Origin of the sequence: Lacicoccus qingdaonensis (assembly GCF_900101075.1) — a bacterium.
In the GTDB taxonomy this organism is placed as follows: Bacteria; Bacillota; Bacilli; order Staphylococcales; family Salinicoccaceae; genus Lacicoccus; species Lacicoccus qingdaonensis.
Map to the genome: position 1 here is coordinate 1 of NZ_FNFY01000006.1, position 16,003 is coordinate 16,003.

16 protein-coding genes, 6 tRNA genes and 1 rRNA gene are annotated in these 16,003 nt (G+C 42.0%); 20 read left to right on the forward strand and 3 right to left on the reverse strand.

The genetic code is table 11. From position 1 onward, the window contains the following. The 8 genes from rrf to rocF all read left to right on the forward strand — a co-directional run. Nucleotides 1-92, forward strand: a 5S ribosomal RNA gene (rrf, locus tag BLR15_RS05005); the annotation flags it as partial. Nucleotides 93-112: 20 nt separating this feature from the next. Next, nucleotides 113-187 (forward strand) — tRNA-Asn (locus tag BLR15_RS05010). A 24-nt stretch (nt 188-211) separates the two neighbouring features. Next, nucleotides 212-283: transfer RNA gene (locus BLR15_RS05015), tRNA-Glu, on the forward strand. Nucleotides 284-288: 5 nt separating this feature from the next. Further along, nucleotides 289-361: transfer RNA gene (locus BLR15_RS05020), tRNA-Val, on the forward strand. Nucleotides 362-365: 4 nt separating this feature from the next. Continuing rightward, nucleotides 366-446: transfer RNA gene (locus tag BLR15_RS05025), tRNA-Tyr, on the forward strand. A gap of 16 nt (nt 447-462) precedes the next feature. Then, nucleotides 463-537: transfer RNA gene (locus tag BLR15_RS05030), tRNA-Gln, on the forward strand. Nucleotides 538-541: 4 nt separating this feature from the next. Continuing rightward, nucleotides 542-614: transfer RNA gene (locus BLR15_RS05035), tRNA-Lys, on the forward strand. Nucleotides 615-733: 119 nt separating this feature from the next. After that, nucleotides 734-1,642, forward strand: coding sequence for an arginase (gene rocF / locus BLR15_RS05040; RefSeq protein WP_092985317.1), 909 nt, complete (start codon nt 734-736; stop codon nt 1,640-1,642). A gap of 45 nt (nt 1,643-1,687) precedes the next feature. Here rocF and BLR15_RS05045 read toward each other — a convergent pair whose 3' ends face one another. Continuing rightward, on the reverse strand, nt 1,688-2,143 hold the full coding sequence (locus tag BLR15_RS05045; RefSeq protein WP_092985319.1) for an ArsR/SmtB family transcription factor: 456 nt from the start codon (nt 2,141-2,143) through the stop codon (nt 1,688-1,690). Between the two features lie 102 nt (nt 2,144-2,245). Here BLR15_RS05045 and BLR15_RS05050 point away from each other — a divergent pair, with 102 nt between their 5' ends. The 8 genes from BLR15_RS05050 (at nt 2,246) to BLR15_RS13985 (ending at nt 10,382) form a co-directional block, all read left to right on the forward strand. Next, a complete protein-coding gene (locus tag BLR15_RS05050; protein ID WP_092985321.1) occupies nt 2,246-3,193 on the forward strand; it encodes a helix-turn-helix domain-containing protein in 948 nt (315 codons plus the stop codon). A gap of 22 nt (nt 3,194-3,215) precedes the next feature. Next, nucleotides 3,216-4,037, forward strand: a complete 822-nt coding sequence (cdaA, locus tag BLR15_RS05055; protein WP_092985323.1) for a diadenylate cyclase CdaA — start codon at nt 3,216-3,218, stop codon at nt 4,035-4,037. Next, the gene (locus BLR15_RS05060; RefSeq protein WP_092985325.1) at nt 4,024-4,968 is read left to right on the forward strand and encodes a CdaR family protein; all 945 of its coding nucleotides are present in this window, start codon (nt 4,024-4,026) and stop codon (nt 4,966-4,968) included. The genes cdaA and BLR15_RS05060 overlap by 14 nt, the downstream gene beginning before the upstream one ends. Before the next feature lie 11 nt (nt 4,969-4,979). After that, complete coding sequence (gene glmM / locus BLR15_RS05065; RefSeq protein WP_092985327.1) at nt 4,980-6,326, forward strand: phosphoglucosamine mutase; 1,347 nt, start codon at nt 4,980-4,982, stop codon at nt 6,324-6,326. Nucleotides 6,327-6,611: 285 nt separating this feature from the next. Beyond that, nucleotides 6,612-8,414, forward strand: a complete 1,803-nt coding sequence (gene glmS / locus BLR15_RS05070; RefSeq protein WP_092985329.1) for a glutamine--fructose-6-phosphate transaminase (isomerizing) — start codon at nt 6,612-6,614, stop codon at nt 8,412-8,414. A 247-nt stretch (nt 8,415-8,661) separates the two neighbouring features. Further along, entirely contained in the window at nt 8,662-9,066 is a 405-nt protein-coding gene (locus tag BLR15_RS05075) for an ester cyclase (protein ID WP_092985331.1), read from the forward strand. A gap of 308 nt (nt 9,067-9,374) precedes the next feature. After that, the gene (locus BLR15_RS05080; RefSeq protein WP_092985333.1) at nt 9,375-9,830 is read left to right on the forward strand and encodes a hypothetical protein; all 456 of its coding nucleotides are present in this window, start codon (nt 9,375-9,377) and stop codon (nt 9,828-9,830) included. Nucleotides 9,831-10,235: 405 nt separating this feature from the next. Beyond that, nucleotides 10,236-10,382, forward strand: a complete 147-nt coding sequence (locus BLR15_RS13985; protein ID WP_176754062.1) for a hypothetical protein — start codon at nt 10,236-10,238, stop codon at nt 10,380-10,382. 689 nt (nt 10,383-11,071) lie between these two features. Here BLR15_RS13985 and BLR15_RS05090 read toward each other — a convergent pair. Beyond that, nucleotides 11,072-11,713 carry a GNAT family N-acetyltransferase gene (locus tag BLR15_RS05090; protein WP_092985337.1) on the reverse strand — a complete coding sequence of 214 codons (642 nt, stop codon included), beginning with the start codon at nt 11,711-11,713 and terminating at the stop codon, nt 11,072-11,074. Between the two features lie 213 nt (nt 11,714-11,926). Here BLR15_RS05090 and BLR15_RS05095 point away from each other — a divergent pair, with 213 nt between their 5' ends. From BLR15_RS05095 to BLR15_RS05105, 3 genes are all read left to right on the forward strand, one after another. Continuing rightward, nucleotides 11,927-12,811 carry a CPBP family intramembrane glutamic endopeptidase gene (locus BLR15_RS05095; protein ID WP_176754063.1) on the forward strand — a complete coding sequence of 295 codons (885 nt, stop codon included), beginning with the start codon at nt 11,927-11,929 and terminating at the stop codon, nt 12,809-12,811. Between the two features lie 89 nt (nt 12,812-12,900). Beyond that, nucleotides 12,901-13,098, forward strand: a complete 198-nt coding sequence (locus tag BLR15_RS05100; RefSeq protein ID WP_092985341.1) for a DUF2281 domain-containing protein — start codon at nt 12,901-12,903, stop codon at nt 13,096-13,098. A gap of 159 nt (nt 13,099-13,257) precedes the next feature. Then, nucleotides 13,258-13,731: a DoxX family protein gene (locus tag BLR15_RS05105; protein WP_092985343.1), complete on the forward strand. Its 474-nt coding sequence runs from the start codon at nt 13,258-13,260 to the stop codon at nt 13,729-13,731. Between the two features lie 250 nt (nt 13,732-13,981). On the opposite strand, the gene BLR15_RS05110 is transcribed toward BLR15_RS05105, so the two are convergent. Continuing rightward, nucleotides 13,982-15,403: a sodium:solute symporter family protein gene (locus tag BLR15_RS05110; RefSeq protein ID WP_092985345.1), complete on the reverse strand. Its 1,422-nt coding sequence runs from the start codon at nt 15,401-15,403 to the stop codon at nt 13,982-13,984. A 203-nt stretch (nt 15,404-15,606) separates the two neighbouring features. Here BLR15_RS05110 and BLR15_RS05115 point away from each other — a divergent pair, with 203 nt between their 5' ends. Next, nucleotides 15,607-16,002, forward strand: coding sequence for a hypothetical protein (locus BLR15_RS05115; RefSeq protein WP_245696607.1), 396 nt, complete (start codon nt 15,607-15,609; stop codon nt 16,000-16,002). Nucleotide 16,003 lies beyond the last annotated feature (1 nt).

Genomic DNA, 16,003 nt, shown 5'->3' on the forward strand with positions numbered 1-16,003 from the left:
CACACCTGTTCCCATGCCGAACACAGTCGTTAAGCTCTCCAGCGCCGATGGTAGTTGGACTGACGTCCCGTCAGAGTAGGACGCTGCCAGGCAATTTTTTTATTTTTATGATTCCACAGTAGCTCAGTGGTAGAGCTATCGGCTGTTAACCGATCGGTCGTAGGTTCGAATCCTACCTGTGGAGCCATTTTTATGTTTTAAACTTTTTTACGGCCCGTTGGTCAAGCGGTTAAGACACCGCCCTTTCACGGCGGTAACACGGGTTCGAGTCCCGTACGGGTCATTTTAGGAGAATTAGCTCAGCTGGGAGAGCATCTGCCTTACAAGCAGAGGGTCGGCGGTTCGAACCCGTCATTCTCCATTACGGAGAGGTAGCGAAGTGGCTAAACGCGGCGGACTGTAAATCCGCTCCTTCGGGTTCGGCAGTTCGAATCTGCCCCTCTCCATATCTATCTTTAATATTGGGCTGTAGCCAAGCGGTAAGGCAACGGGTTTTGGTCTCGTCATGCAAAGGTTCGAATCCTTTCAGCCCAGCCAATTAGAGCCATTAGCTCAGTCGGTAGAGCATCTGACTTTTAATCAGAGGGTCAGAGGTTCGAATCCTCTATGGCTCATCAAGACACTTATTCAGTTAAGTGTCTTTTTTTATGCACTAATTTATATTTATTAGTCGTTGCATATAATCCGCATTTTTTATATCATGTATGTATAGAATTATAAAGGGGAGTATTTTATGAACAGAGTTGATATTATTGGTGCGGCAACGACATTCGGACAGCCGAGACTGGGTGTGGATTTAGGTCCTGATGCGCTCCGCTATGCAAATTTGATAAATGAAATTGAGAAACTTAATATAGAGGTCAATGATAAAGGTAATATATACAGCGATATTAAAGTGAATGTTGCTGAGCATTCACAGGGGGATGCGAACACTTTGAAAAATTATGATCAGGTCATGGATTTCAATGAAAAACTTGCGAAATCTGTGGATGAATCTATACAGCAGGGATCTTTTCCTCTGATTATAGGCGGTGACCATTCGCTTGCTATCGGCAGTCTTGCCGGCATCAGCAGCCATTACGAAAATTTGGGGGTCATCTGGTATGATGCACATGGTGACTTGAATAACAGCGATACATCTCCGTCGGGCAACATACACGGGATGCCTCTCGCCATTTCCTGCGGTGTGGGTGATGAGAAGCTTGTAAATCTATATAAAGACGGGCCGAAAGTCAAACCAGAAAATATTGTACTTATCGGTATGCGTGATCTTGATGAAGGTGAAAAAGAATATATCAGTGAAAATGATATACTGACTTTCACGATGACTGATATCAAGGAAAAGGGAATATCTGCAGTTATGAGGGAATCACTGGAGCATCTGCAGGATAAAACGGACGGTATACACCTTTCATTGGACGTTGATGCACTGGACCCAATGGAAACACCGGGTACAGGGACTCCGGTGGACGGCGGACTGAGTTTATCTGAGACGTTGTCCGCAATGACTCAGCTTCATGATTCAAACAAGATAACATCAATGGATCTTGTCGAAGTGAATCCACTGCTTGATGATAAAAATAAAACTGCCCAAAAAGCGGTTTCAATCGCATCCGCATTTTTCGGTAAAAAACAAAAGTAATGGAAAGAAATGAAGAAACGTGGTTGGTTTTCACTCAACCACGTTTTATTGATCTTCATAAGGCAATATTTGAATTTTATAGTCTAAAACTTTGTCACTCTCTTTTTTAGTCGTCTGTTCTTTGACGAATTTCCTTAAATCCTTCCTGAATTGGGGCAGCTGCTTTTCTTTTATTTTAAGATGGTAGGACATTTTATCCTTCTTCTTCTCTTCCTGCTTATATTTAAGCAGATTTATGTTTGGCACCACTTTTTCAGCTACAGGTTGATAAAATTTTTGTATGATACTGTTCTTCTCAACAGTTTTTACGACATGTATAATCTCGTTTTTAAGTAGTTCATTCAAATGATAATGGATCTTTGCTCTGGGAATCCCTAACTCATCAGCCAGCATCTGCCCGGTTTTCGGCTGTTCGCTCAATAGGGTGAGTAATTCAATTCTAAAAGGATCGCTGACACTTTTTAACTGATATAAGTCATTTATAACCAATAGTTTTTTCATTTGGAACCCCCTCGTATGTGTATTTATAGTATGATTAAGAGTAAATAAGTTGTCAAATAAATGGTTACATAATTTGGAGTGCAGAGGAAAGGGGCACCATTGATGGTCGGGCAAAGAATTAAAGAAACAAGGCATCGAAACAATCTGACCCAGGAAGAACTGGCGGAAGGTATCATCTCCCGGACATATTTAAGTCTTATTGAAAAGGGGAGCGTACAGCCTTCCACCAATGTTCTGATTAAGCTTAGTGAACGGTTGAACTGTTCTTTAAACGATTTGATGTCAGAAACTTCGAATTTCAGATATAATGATGTAGAAGTATTTCGTGAAATTGTTTATCATGAATATAAAGTCGAGCATGGTGATTTTACTACAATTAAAAATCTTATCAGCAAGGAGTATGAAAAGGCTGATGAAATTTCCGTCTCTGACAAAGGCAGGCTGCATCTGATTTATGCGAAATACTACCGGCATATATCTGAAAATGAAAAGATGCATATGCATACCAAAGAATCGATAATAAGTCTATCAAATAATGTCATAAACCACTTTTATATTGATGCGGTGCTGATCAAAGCCGGCTATTTGATAGAAACTGGAGATATTACCCAGGCACTTGATATATTGGAGGAAACATATTTTCTTGTTTGTCAGATGAGTGATCTGAAGCTGGGCAGGCTGAAATTACTATTTGAAATAATAGAATGTTATTATAAAAAGGAACAGTATTTTACATGCCGAAGATTATTGGATCAATTTTCATATCTTAAAGAAAGCATGCAAATACATTACAGGCAGGACGAATATCTTCTTTTATTTTCAAAAGTCGCTGCCGCGGAGCAGGATTTTGAATTGCTGGACAGTCTTGTGAGGATGACGGACAGCAGCAGGATGACATTGTTGAAATGTTTCAACCTGTATAAAAAAAATCAGATAATGGAAGCAGTTGAATTATTCAAGGGGTATCAAAAAAATACAGATGAATTGAAAGTCGATCCTTTAATGACGGGTATATACCTGGAATTGGAGGATAGGATTGGTTCGTTATAATTCATCGGAAAGGACCGGATGAGTGAATAACACTAATATTTTAGAAAATATAACGACCACGACTATTATTACAAGTGTCATAGATCTAATAATTGTATGGTACGTTTTTTACTTATTAATTACAGTCATGAGGGGAACAAAAGCCATTCAATTGATAAAAGGCATTTTCTTTATATTAATTGGGCGGGGAATCAGTAACGCATTTGATTTAACGACAACAACCGAAATTTTTGATACAGTTTTAGAATGGGGTTTCCTGGCAATTATTGTGATATTCCAGCCGGAGCTGCGGCGCGCACTTGAACAGCTGGGACGAGGCAGTCTTTTCAGGTCCACTTCAAATACTGCCGGTGCGGATTATGAAAAGCTGAGGGAAGCAATCGTCAAATCGATTAGATACATGGCTAAAAGACGGATTGGTGCATTGATTGTGTTTGAAAAGGAAACAGGTCTTAAAGAATATACTGAGACCGGTATAACGGTTGATGCGAATATAACATCAGAGCTTCTGATCAATATCTTCATACCGAATACACCCCTTCACGACGGTGCAATGATCGTCACCGGTGATAAGATCAATTCCGCCGCCAGCTATCTGCCGTTGTCCGACAGCAGCAAGATTGCTAAAAATCTTGGGACAAGACACCGTGCAGCGGTGGGTATTTCTGAAGTCACAGATGCATTTACAGTCGTGGTGTCTGAGGAAACTGGTAACATATCGGTTACATATGGCGGCAAACTCGATAAGGAGATTACATTGGAAGAGCTGGATGAACTATTGAAGAAGCATTGGAGTATCCTGCCTGCAATCAAGGAAGGAGGCGGTCTCTTTGCTCGAAAGTAAGTGGGGTCTGAGATTTGTTGCTCTGTTACTCGCGCTGTTCATGTTTTTATCAGTGAATAATGTATTTGAAAATATCAATCCTTTCGATGAAGAAGGGGACGGTGATGAAACAGAACTGATTCAGGGCATGCCTGTCGATATACTTTATGATGAAGATGAATATTATGTCAGCGGAGTGCCGAACCAGGTCAATGTCCAGTTGTCCGGTAACACTTCGAATATCGTCAGGCTGCAGACAACAAGAGATTTCAATGTACAGCTGGATTTAAGAAGCAGAAGCACCGGCGAGCATGAAGTTCATTTTACAATCGATGAACTGCCTGAAAATGTGAGTGCGGAAGTGATTCCGGAAACGGCGACGGTCAATATACAGGATCTTGTATCACAGACATTTACAGTACAGACTGAAGTGAACGGGAGCCGTGTCGGGCCGAATCATCAATTGGAATCAGTGACTGTTGAACCGGATACAGTGACCGTCTATGGCGGTGAAAATGAGATAAACCGGATCCAATATGTCCGTGCGACGCTCAGTGATAATACGCGTATAACAGAAGATCGGGCTGAAGAAGCAGATGTAGGTGTTTTCGATTTCCAGTTCAATCGTCTGGATGTAAGGACTGAACCATCCAATGTCAGGGTGGAGATAAATGTCAGTGAGCTGAGTAAAACAGTGCCGGTGAATTATACTGTCGCCGGCATGGTGGACAGTGATCATGAACTCGTTGATGTAGAACTGAATTATGATAATGTAGAAGTATTCGGCAGCGAGGAGACATTGAACAATATCGAATCTGTGGATGTTGAAATTGATGTGGACGGACTCGACAGCTCTACAACACAGGATGTAGAATTAGACTTGCCGGAAAGTGTCACTAAAGCCGAACCGGCTGTTTTAGAGGCTGATTTAACTATAGAAGAAAATGACTAAAGGAGAAACTCATGGGCAAATATTTTGGAACAGATGGAGTCAGAGGTGTAGCTAACACTGAATTAACACCCGAACTGGCATTCAAATTAGGACGTTTTGGCGGATATATTCTAGCAGGTGAAAACAACGACAGACCGACATTTCTAGTAGGACGCGATACTCGTATTTCAGGAGAGATGCTGGAGTCGGCACTTGTTGCCGGACTGCTGTCAATCGGTGCAGAAGTAATGAGACTCGGGGTCATTTCCACTCCGGGTGTCGCTTATCTGGCCAAAGAAATTGAAGCGGATGTCGGTGTAATGATTTCTGCATCGCATAATCCGGTGGGCGATAATGGTATTAAATTCTTCGGCTCGGACGGATTTAAACTGTCAGATGCCCAAGAAGCTGAAATAGAAGCGTTGCTTGACAGCGAAACGGACAATCTGCCAAGGCCGACAGGTATAAATTTAGGGAATATCTCAGATTATTTTGAAGGTGGCCAAAAGTATGTAAGCTACTTGAAATCTACTGTCGAAAGTGATCTTGAAGGTCTGAAAATAGGGTTGGACGGCGCACACGGTTCAACGCATAAACTCGCACCCTACTTATTCGGCGACCTGGAAGCAGATACGGTAACAGTAGGTACAAATCCAGATGGAACAAATATTAATGATGGGGTCGGCTCGACCCATCCTGAGCAACTGATAGAACTGGTACAGGAAGAAAAGTGTGATTTCGGACTGGCGTTCGATGGGGACGGAGATCGTCTGATCGCGGTAGATGAAAATGGAAACATTGTAGATGGTGATAAAATCATGTTCATCATTGCACAGCATTTAAAAGAAAATGATGAACTGAAAGATGACATGGTTGTCTCTACAGTAATGAGCAACCTGGGTTTTTACAAAGCATTGAAAGCACATGGACTGAAGAGCGACAAGACAAAAGTCGGAGACCGCTACGTTGTGGAAGAGATGAGAAAGCATGGATACAGCCTGGGCGGAGAGCAATCTGGACATATCATCATGATGAACTATAATACGACCGGAGACGGCTTATTATCAGGTGTTCATCTGGCAGCCATCATTAAGACGTCAGGTAAAACTTTGGGAGAGCTTGCTTCGCAGGTGGAAACATTCCCGCAAAAGCTCGTCAACGTCAAAGTGACTGACAAGCATAACGTCGTCAACAATGAAAAAGTCGCTGCCAAAATTTCAGAAGTTGAAACTGAAATGGATGGAAATGGACGCATTCTTGTCCGTGCTTCCGGCACTGAACCGTTGGTCAGAGTGATGGTGGAAGCTGAAACTGTAGAACTTGCAGATGAATACAGCTCTGCTATCGCAGAAGTTGTCGAAACAGAAATGGGCTTATAATTACTACAATAAAATAAGAAGATTCACATGCACCTTCATTAAATAAACTATTGTAATGAGGGTGTTTTTCTATTAAAATGGGAACGTTACTTTAAGGAGGGAAGGAAATTTAAATCGGAATAGCGCCTGAGCAGCGATGCTGCTGACGAGGAGGACAGTCATCGAGTATCGGCGGATACTGTCCCGGATACTGAAGTATTCGTTAGACCGGTAGTTAAAACCATATGGGTGACCATTGGAACAAAGCACTGGTTTCAACATCTATGTCAAAGGAGCAGATTTTTTATGTGCGGAATTGTAGGATATATCGGAGAAGAAGATGTTAAGGAAATACTGTTAAAAGGGTTGGAAAAGCTGGAATACCGCGGTTATGACTCTGCAGGAATCAGTGTACGCAACGATGAAGAACTGAAAATTTTCAAAGAGGCTGGCCGTATCAAAGATTTAAGGGACACAGTGGCTCCGGGTTTTGATGCGACAAGCGGTATTGGACATACCCGCTGGGCGACACACGGTGCGCCCAGTGTGACAAATGCGCATCCCCATCAGAGTGCTGACGGCAGATTCACGATCGTTCATAACGGTGTCATCGAAAACTATGAGCAAATTAAAGAAGAATATCTGCCGAATATGGATTTCGTATCCAGTACCGATACGGAAATCATTGTGGAACTCATTTCACATTTTTCAAACGAAAGCGAGGATACAGCAGAAGCATTCAAGAAAGTGCTGGGTGTATTGCACGGTTCATATGCGCTGGGATTGATGGATAATGAGGATAAGGACGTTATCTATGTCGCTAAAAATAAATCCCCGCTGCTTCTCGGAAAAGGTGAAGGCTTCAATGTCATTACGTCTGACGCCATGGCGATGCTCCATAAGACAAATGAATTTGTCGAATTGATGGACGGGGAAGTAGTGACACTCAAGAAAGATGAGATTGTCATTCAGGATAAATCAGGAAATACGGTGGAGCGTGATTCATATATTGCCGAGATCGACGAGAGCGATATTGAAAAGGGGACGTATGAGCATTATATGCTTAAAGAGATCAACGAGCAGCCTGCGGCCATGAGAAAAATCATCCAGGAATATCAGGACGAAGCCGGTGAGTTGAAAATTGATCCGGCAATCATTGGGCAGATCAACGGAGCGGACCGCATTTATATCATAGCAGCGGGCACGAGTTATCACGCGGGTCTGATCGGCAAGGAGTACTTCGAAAAATGGGCAGGACTGCCGACAGAAGTTCACGTGGCTTCAGAGTTTGTCTACAACACGCCATTGCTGTCTGAAAATCCGCTGTTCATATTCATCTCACAGTCCGGGGAAACTGCGGACAGCCGCGCAGTCCTCGTCGAAGTGAAGAAGCGCGCTTCTAAGACACTGACGATCACCAACGTGCCCGGTTCGACATTGTCCCGTGAAGCGGATGAAACGCTGATACTGCACGCAGGCCCGGAAATTGCTGTTGCGTCGACAAAAGCGTATACGGCACAAATAGCGGTATTGTCGATACTGGCTCAGGTTGCTGCCCGTGAACTTGGTAAAGAGAGCAATATCAGCCTGATCGAAGAGCTTGCGAAAGTGACGACTGCCATTACCGCTGTTATCGATGATTCAGAAACGATAGAGGAACTTGTCAAAGAGTATTTGGAAACAACTAGAAATGCATTTTTCATCGGCAGAACGATGGACTATTATGTAGGTCTGGAAGGTGCATTGAAGCTGAAGGAGATTTCCTATATCCAGGCAGAAGGATTTGCCGGCGGCGAATTGAAGCATGGGACAATCGCTTTGATTGAAGAGGGCACGCCTGTATTTACATTAACCACGCAGGAAAAAGTGAACCTGAATATCCGCGGCAACGCCCAGGAAGTCGAAGCCCGGGGCGCCAACGTCTGTACAATTGCGATGGAAGGACTCGAGACGGACAATGATGCGTATGTAATCCCTCACGTGCATACGATGTTGACGCCACTGGTATCTGTGATAGTATTTCAGCTCATATCCTATTATGCGGCACTTCACCGCGGCAATGACGTCGATAAGCCGAGGAATCTGGCAAAGTCTGTGACGGTGGAGTAGGAGCCAGAAAGCTTCAGATTATTTTGGATTTGAAATAAAGTTGCGATGTTTGAAAAAGATGCGAAATTCCACCCCTTGGATACTATTATCCAGAGGGGTTTCTTTATGTCCAAAAGAAATTGGATATGATGGGTCCAAAGAGAATTTCTATGGAAAACACTATGCCGCAAGCAGGCCATTTAACGGAATAAAGGGATCTTAAAAAGGGATCTGAAAGTAGTTACATCTTATTAGGAGGTTTTAGAACATGACAGTTTTAAATGAGAAACAAGTTTATGAACTGTGGGTGAAAGCGTGGAACGAGGATGTTTCTGTGCTTGATGAAATAACGGCTTTCGATTGTACACTTCATCGATCGGGAAGTGATGAAGAAAAAGGAGCGGAAGGATTAAAGAAAATGATCAGGGACGGATGTTCCTACTTTGATAACGTTGAAATGACAATAGAAGTGGGTCTTATTGTAGATAGTCCTTATGTTTCGGCAAGCTGGCAGTTCAAAGGAGCCTATAAAGGAGGCATACCAGACACCAAAGCTGAAATGGGTAAAGAGATTAGTTTTTGTGGTATGGATATTTTCCTTGTCAAGGATGGAAAAATAACAGATTATTGGGTATCCACTGATGATATGCATTTTATGAAACAACTGAATTAGTAGCTATTAATCCTTATAGGTATTATAGGCATAGGTTCTAAAAGGAAAAAATAGCCAGATAGTATGAGTGTTATCTTTATTTCTGAATCGGAGCATGATTTCAGAAGAAAGATGTACCAGAATCAGGCTATTTTACTGGATATTCTTTCTTAAAAATCAAAACAATCAGTTCACACTGGCGGTTTTGATTTTTAAGAAATGGAAAAGATCATCTAAAGTCGATAAGTGGATTAAAAAATTTCGGAGAATTTGTGTATATACGAGGAAATATAATGTTGCAAGTCTTAACTGCTCAAGGGGGCAGAAACATGGATGTGATATGGGAGAGCATAAAACTGATTGGGATGGTCCTATTTGGCTTATTAGTAATGTTTATGACTTGGAGTCATATGCAAGGTGGTGGCAAAGGATGGGATGATAATACCCCTGGCGCGATGATTGGATGGCCTAAGAGCCGGTTGCTGAATTTTTTTGCTTTTCACCTGTTCTTTTTGGGGATATTGGTTATGATTCATAACTTTTTCATCGGTGGATTTGAAGTGACCACGACATTACAGCAAATCGAAGGGTATGAGGGAGCAGGATTAGCCATTATCTTTATCGTTATCGGGGCAACAAATCTTCTTGGAGCAAAATTTCTTTTGGGGGAAGTGCGAAAAGGCTGGCTTCAAAAATTCGATAAAATAGCACCATTATTAGTGCGGATCTTTGGTGCTTTCCTTATTTTGGCAGGTCTTGTCGGACTTGTTCAGTCATTTGGTTAATCAGACATTTGACAGGCACATTGTTAAAAGAAATTCGCTGTACCCATAGCATGAAACACTATAATTACGAAACCGATGAAAACCATGGTGACCCCATGACTCCACCTCCGTCACCGGCAAACTCACTTAAACGGAAGAAAAGCCCATGTCATTTTGAAAGTACCGCTTACAACATTCTTACCCCTTTGGATGTAATGGATCCAGAGGGGATTTTTACAGAAAAAATTGTAGTATGATGAAAACGTACACTGCGGCGAATGTTAAAAAGGAGACAACGTAAAGCAGTGTAAATTTCAGCTTATGCGCGTGTCTGAAATAGAATTGCATCATAACTATACTGCCCAGTATAAACGTTACGCCACAAAGCACATATAAAAATAGCGCAGCCCCATGCAGGAGAGAGTTATGGAGATGGGCGCCCGCCAAAAAACTGACGGACCCCAAATAGAACAATACATAGCTTTGAGTCCAGACATTTGTAAAATCGCTCAATACTTTTTGAAAGCTGCTTGGGCGACGGCTGAAGGCTTTATTGAAAAAATAGATGATTAACATGTTGAACATCAGCAACGGCAAGCCGAATATGATGACGTATACAAGAAAGTATAGTAAAAAGAACTCTACGAGGTAGATCAACGCACCATAGTCATCGTGTTGCCCTGTTAATGCTTCTAATACAGTCTCTACTCTCAGTAAAAGTCCGCCGATGGTCATGAGTGGTGTGGCTATAAGCAAAACGAACAGACTCCACATCCAAAATACGTATGTGTTGTTTAGAATATTAGCCGTGGGCGTTATAAAGATATGCTTCAAATATGTAAGGAAATGAATCCTCACTTCATTTTCATTATCCATGATATCAACCTTACTTATCTTTTCATCCTATACTACATGTTTATCAAGGGGAGTACCAGCGAAGCTTCAGATTACCTCGTTATGAGCGTTTGGGCATCCAGGTTAAAAGGTTGATGCGTCCAAAAGGTATTTTTATTGGAAACACTATTCCACAAACAGGCATTTAAGTGTTGAGAAATTTGGAAGAATAATTAGATGATCTTGTCGAATCTATAACATATCTTCAAAAGTTTCCCGATTGTAGAGCGATAATACAGGTGGAAAATAATCAATCTTATTTTAAAGCTACATTAATATGACTAAGCTGAAAAATTACAAATTCTACTTCGAGTATTGCCGGTTTGTGTAGTGATATTCGAATCCCTAAGTCCCGGGCAACTATGCAATCACTTGAACAACACTTTTCGGGTGTCTGCCAGACCATGTATCTCGATGTCACTGCGGCGATTTGGGAGCCAGTCCTCTCGGGCTAGCCACCACCGTTGCATCAGTCCGGGTTCACCTCGTCGTGTCGCCCAAGCGACACCGTTCTCCTGATAGCCAAGTCGGTGTGATACGCCGTTTGATCCCAGATTGTCAATAAATGCCTCTGAGGTGACCTCGGTGGCGTCGAGCCCGTCGAAGGCGAGATGCAGTGCTGCCTGACGCATCTCCACACCTATCCCTCTTTTACGTTCATCTGACGACAACCATGAAAAAGTGGCTACTGTGCCGTAGGTGTGGAAGTGGTCACCAATGACGTCCTGCATCCCTACTGGCTTATTGTCCAGCATCACAATCAGATTCAACCGCCAGAAGTCGTTTGTGACTATTCCACGCCCTCGCCACACGGACTGTAGCCATTTCTGTACGCGGATTTCCGGGTCTTTTTCGTACAAAGACATAGGGTCGTCATAAGGTGCAGGTTCAGCAAGAGCTTTACCTGCGCGGACAATGGGCTCAAGACTTTCAAGTAAGTCATCAGTGGCCCCAACAAGCTCGATCTTTGGAGTAGTCACTCGTAAGTGCAAAGGAGCATAGTTCACCATATAGATTTCTCCTTTCAATTTAAAAAAGTTTAATCATTTTCCACTGCTGATATTAAACAATTATAATTCAGTATGCAATGAATCCACATAATAATCCAACTACTAAAATTTACTTACGATTGTCTAAAATGCAGAAATTCAATTACATATGTCACTATGGTTATGCCCTTTTTGGTTATTATAATTGGATATACAAGAAGAGGGGATGATGATATGAATAATCCACAGCTGATGAACAATAGATACCGGTGGGTTGTATACGGTGGATTCATATTAATCTTTATTGCGGCGGCGTGGATCACGATTCAAAATGAAGGGCGGATTGAATTCAGTGCAGACCATGATATGACTGTGCCTTTTTGGCATAACTGGATTATTACGGGAGTGTTACTTCTATTGATTCTGTTTTTACCCGGAAGCTCTTCAGACAACAACCCCTTCACTAGTGAGGATAGAAAAGTGCTGGTCACGCAATCCATTATATTAGCCACACTAGCGGTGCTCCTTTTCATCGGTTTACTTTTGGTGCCTGGAAATAACTTGTCAATATATCTCCCTATTTTCATAATTTTACTGCTGTTTACCGCCCCGGTCACGATGTTCAGTATTTATAAAGAAAAACGGGTGAAAATTAATATCTTATCAAGCCACTCATATTTAACAGGGAACCAGTGGCTGTATCCCATGATAATAATGGTCGTCTGGATGATTCTATATTTCTTCAGTCCCCTGGGAACTCCTGAAGGTTTTGGATATGAGATGGATTTGATCGTATTGATCATAGGGGCATCGTTCACCTTTTTGATGCATAGTGTGTTGGAGGAGTTATTTTACAGGGTTTGGCTGCAGACAAGACTGGAGGTCCTGCTCGGCACATGGCCGGCAATCATGATCTCTTCATTGCTTTGGGCAATTTGGCATATGTCAATCCAGGGCGGAGGATCAGCAGATATTGCATTTTCAAATGTAATCGTCAATCAGGGTGTCACGGGATTATTCCTGGGATTCTTATGGGCGAAGTACAGAAATTTATGGGTACTCATCATCATTCACGGTTTAATAAATTTCCCGCTGCAAATTTTGGCCGGGTTATTTTGAGTTAATAAATGTGAAGTTTGAATATATAGTTTATCGTACGATGAAGTGATATAATAAAATAAAATATTCATGGAAGAGGTGGTCGGGACATGAATACAACTAAGGATCGTTTGCTTAAAATTATTGATGAAATTCCTGAACGGGAAGTAGATAAAATTCTGGATTTTGCGGAATATTTAAAAGCTAAAAGAGATGAAAATGTGTCTGAAGAATTAACAAAAGCAAGTGAGAGCAGCCTGGAATTTTGGGATAACGACATCGATGACAAGATTTGGAGCAATGTATAAGCAAGGGGCATTATTTAAGAAGCAAGCATTCATGCAAATACATGAATGCTTGTTTTTTTGCCTCCCGCTCACCATGGAAATGCTCTGCAAAATCCAACGGAACTTCAACCTCAGCAATCAATGAGTACAGACTTGTTTTCAAGGGGGGGTGACAATGTTATGGCGACATTGGTTCTACTGTTATGCTTTTTAATATTGCTTGTTTTAAAACGAATTAGAGGGTCTCTTTCCTATCAAAAAATAGGACGTATTTCCATGAGTGCGATGCTCTTCTTCATAGGCTTCAGCCATTTCTTCATCCCGGAAAACCTAACGGCAATGATTCCTCCAGCAATTCCATTTGAACTTCCCATCGTGTATGCCACGGGTTTTTTGGAATTATTATTTGCCGTACTATTTCTGTTTGACAAGACATATAAATTGACAGGCAAAATCCTTATCGTCTATTTCATTTTAATATGGCCGGCGAACATATACCATGCAATGAATGCAGGGGAAATTCCTGGCGACATAGATCAATATGTACCTTATTATCATTGGATACGTGTAGTACTCATCCAACCTTTATTTATTTTGTGGACTTGGTTATCGATGAGGCCTTCCAGTGATGAAAAGTTATCACAGGGGAAGTGAGAGTATGAATTGGAGTAGAGAAAGTATCGGGGAAGAAATTGACGCCTTTATAATAGGCTGGGGATATTGCAGAAAAGTTCATGATACTGAGATTGATACAACGGGGGATATAAAAACAGTGAAGTTTGGAGAGAAGACTCGACATTATAACTGTTAAATATTTCTTGATGATGGTAAACAACTTTATTTTCACTTAACAATCCCCTGAAAGCAGCGTTCGCTTTCAGGGGATTCCTTTTAATATTCAACGTCAAGTTCCGACTGTTTCGTTTTTATGTGCAGTGAATGTTACGGCGAGCAGTATCAATATGGATACCGGCAGTCCGATAAAAATCGGGTGCAGCCCGAATGGGTGCCCTGCAATCTGCCATATGACAGCTGTGATCAGTCCGCCCCACATGGACGCAATCCCTGCGGTCTTTGTCGCTTTTTTCCAGAACATGCCAAACATTATCGGCGCCAGCAGACCTGAGACTGCCATCGCCGTCCCGGTGACCATCAGATTGACCAGCCCCTGGACTGTGAGCGCGAGTACAAGTCCGATAAGGGATATGATCAATACCGACAACCTGCTCCAGAGGAGCATCCTTGCACTGGAATAATGCGGGAAGTTCGGTCTCACAATATCATTGACGATGGAAGATGCGCCTGCCAGCATGAAAGAATCAGCACTGGAAATGACCGCAGCGAGCAGCACAACAATCATCACTACAACCATGGCGAACGGGAACACTTCTCCGATTACGCCGTAATAGATGAGTACCGGATCAATATTTTCAATCTGCAGCCCGTACTTCCCGAAAACACCGATGAAGACTGCAAACACACCTATGGCAACGGCAATGACCATGGAAGTCCAATAGCCGGTGCGGGCTGTTTTTAAACTGCCCGCTGCCCATACACGCTGCCACAAGTCCTGCCTGACAAATTGAAAGACAGCGAGTGTCAGGAGGTATATGAGAATTTCATATGGAGTAATGTTCATCACACTCAGCATGCCGGTTTCACCGGCTGAAGCTGCGTATTCAGATGCTCCCTGCCATCCTCCGGACTGTCTCAGTACAGCAGCGAACATCAAAATTGTCCCTATTACAAGTATCGTCCCATGTATGACATCCTGCCAGATGACAGCTTTCAGACCGCCGAAGTACGTTTTGAGTGTGAGCAGCAGCCAGCCGATAATAATACCGATGGTAACATCGAGACCGACTGTCACATTCAGTATCGTGGCGATCGATACAAAAAGTGTACCGCTCATTGCACAGTAGGAAAATAAAATGCTGATCACAGTCGGAATGCGGGCGGCATCGCCGTAGCGCAGCGTCGTATAGTCCCCGATGGTGACCATCTTGTGCTCTTCTCCAAGACTTCTGATCCGTTTAAGCAGAAATAATGCAAAAATACTGATGCATGTAAACATCGTAATATGTATCCACTGCTGGCCCATGCCGAGACTGTAGCCATTTTCCATGTAGCCCAATAATGTCGAACCGCCCACGCCTGTTCCTATAAATGTTAACATCAGTGGGAAAAGTGAAACAGACCTCCCGGCAACATTATAATCTTCATATGTTTTCGTTTTTTTATTCATATATAAAGCTAAAACAATCAAAAAAACAAAGTAGACGAAAACTATGACTGATAAGATGATTCTTTCTTCTCCGTTGAACATTCAATCACTCGCTTCTGAAAATTAAAATTTACTGTTTCTTAATATATTAAAGCACTATGAATTCTATCATATCATTTCATGATTTGAGAAATGTTAACCGGGAGATCAGGTGACAAACATTATAAATTTATTGCAAAAATACACTTATTTGAGCTATGCTCTGTAAAAGGTCTTTATTATTTATGAAAACCTGGAGGTTGAAGATGATGGACAATCATTCAAAAGAAATGAAGCTGATTATTCCAAAAGGTTGTGACAACGCACCGAGAAAACAGATTATGATTGATTTTACAATCGGTGTACTAACATCACAAAGAAGTGTCATTTTGGACTATGGACATGAAGATATCGTTTGTCATGATTTGAAGGAACAAAATGAAACAGCAGGGCGTGATTCCCTGCTGGATGACCTGGACAATGAAGATGATGAAATTGATACACTTGAAATTTATCAGGTCATCACCCACGGTAAATTTGCTTCCATTAATGGTGTCATAACATACTCAGATGGTTTTAAAGTTGATTTTTGTGATGTCTATACATTCACGAGCGCCGCAAAGTCGGGGAGAGTGAAGGAGATAAAATCATACCGTATATAAT

Coding starts and splice junctions, on each gene's coding strand:
- glmM (WP_092985327.1), top strand. CDS start 4,980: ATGGGCAAATATTTTGGAACAGATGGAGTCAGAGGTGTAGCTAACACT.
- BLR15_RS05090 (WP_092985337.1), bottom strand. CDS start 11,713: ATGGTGAACTATGCTCCTTTGCACTTACGAGTGACTACTCCAAAGATC.
- glmS (WP_092985329.1), top strand. CDS start 6,612: ATGTGCGGAATTGTAGGATATATCGGAGAAGAAGATGTTAAGGAAATA.
- BLR15_RS05110 (WP_092985345.1), bottom strand. CDS start 15,403: ATGTTCAACGGAGAAGAAAGAATCATCTTATCAGTCATAGTTTTCGTC.
- rocF (WP_092985317.1), top strand. CDS start 734: ATGAACAGAGTTGATATTATTGGTGCGGCAACGACATTCGGACAGCCG.
- BLR15_RS13985 (WP_176754062.1), top strand. CDS start 10,236: ATGGAGATGGGCGCCCGCCAAAAAACTGACGGACCCCAAATAGAACAA.
- BLR15_RS05075 (WP_092985331.1), top strand. CDS start 8,662: ATGACAGTTTTAAATGAGAAACAAGTTTATGAACTGTGGGTGAAAGCG.
- BLR15_RS05095 (WP_176754063.1), top strand. CDS start 11,927: ATGAATAATCCACAGCTGATGAACAATAGATACCGGTGGGTTGTATAC.
- BLR15_RS05080 (WP_092985333.1), top strand. CDS start 9,375: ATGGATGTGATATGGGAGAGCATAAAACTGATTGGGATGGTCCTATTT.
- BLR15_RS05045 (WP_092985319.1), bottom strand. CDS start 2,143: ATGAAAAAACTATTGGTTATAAATGACTTATATCAGTTAAAAAGTGTC.
- BLR15_RS05115 (WP_245696607.1), top strand. CDS start 15,607: ATGATGGACAATCATTCAAAAGAAATGAAGCTGATTATTCCAAAAGGT.
- BLR15_RS05105 (WP_092985343.1), top strand. CDS start 13,258: ATGGCGACATTGGTTCTACTGTTATGCTTTTTAATATTGCTTGTTTTA.
- BLR15_RS05050 (WP_092985321.1), top strand. CDS start 2,246: ATGGTCGGGCAAAGAATTAAAGAAACAAGGCATCGAAACAATCTGACC.
- BLR15_RS05100 (WP_092985341.1), top strand. CDS start 12,901: ATGAATACAACTAAGGATCGTTTGCTTAAAATTATTGATGAAATTCCT.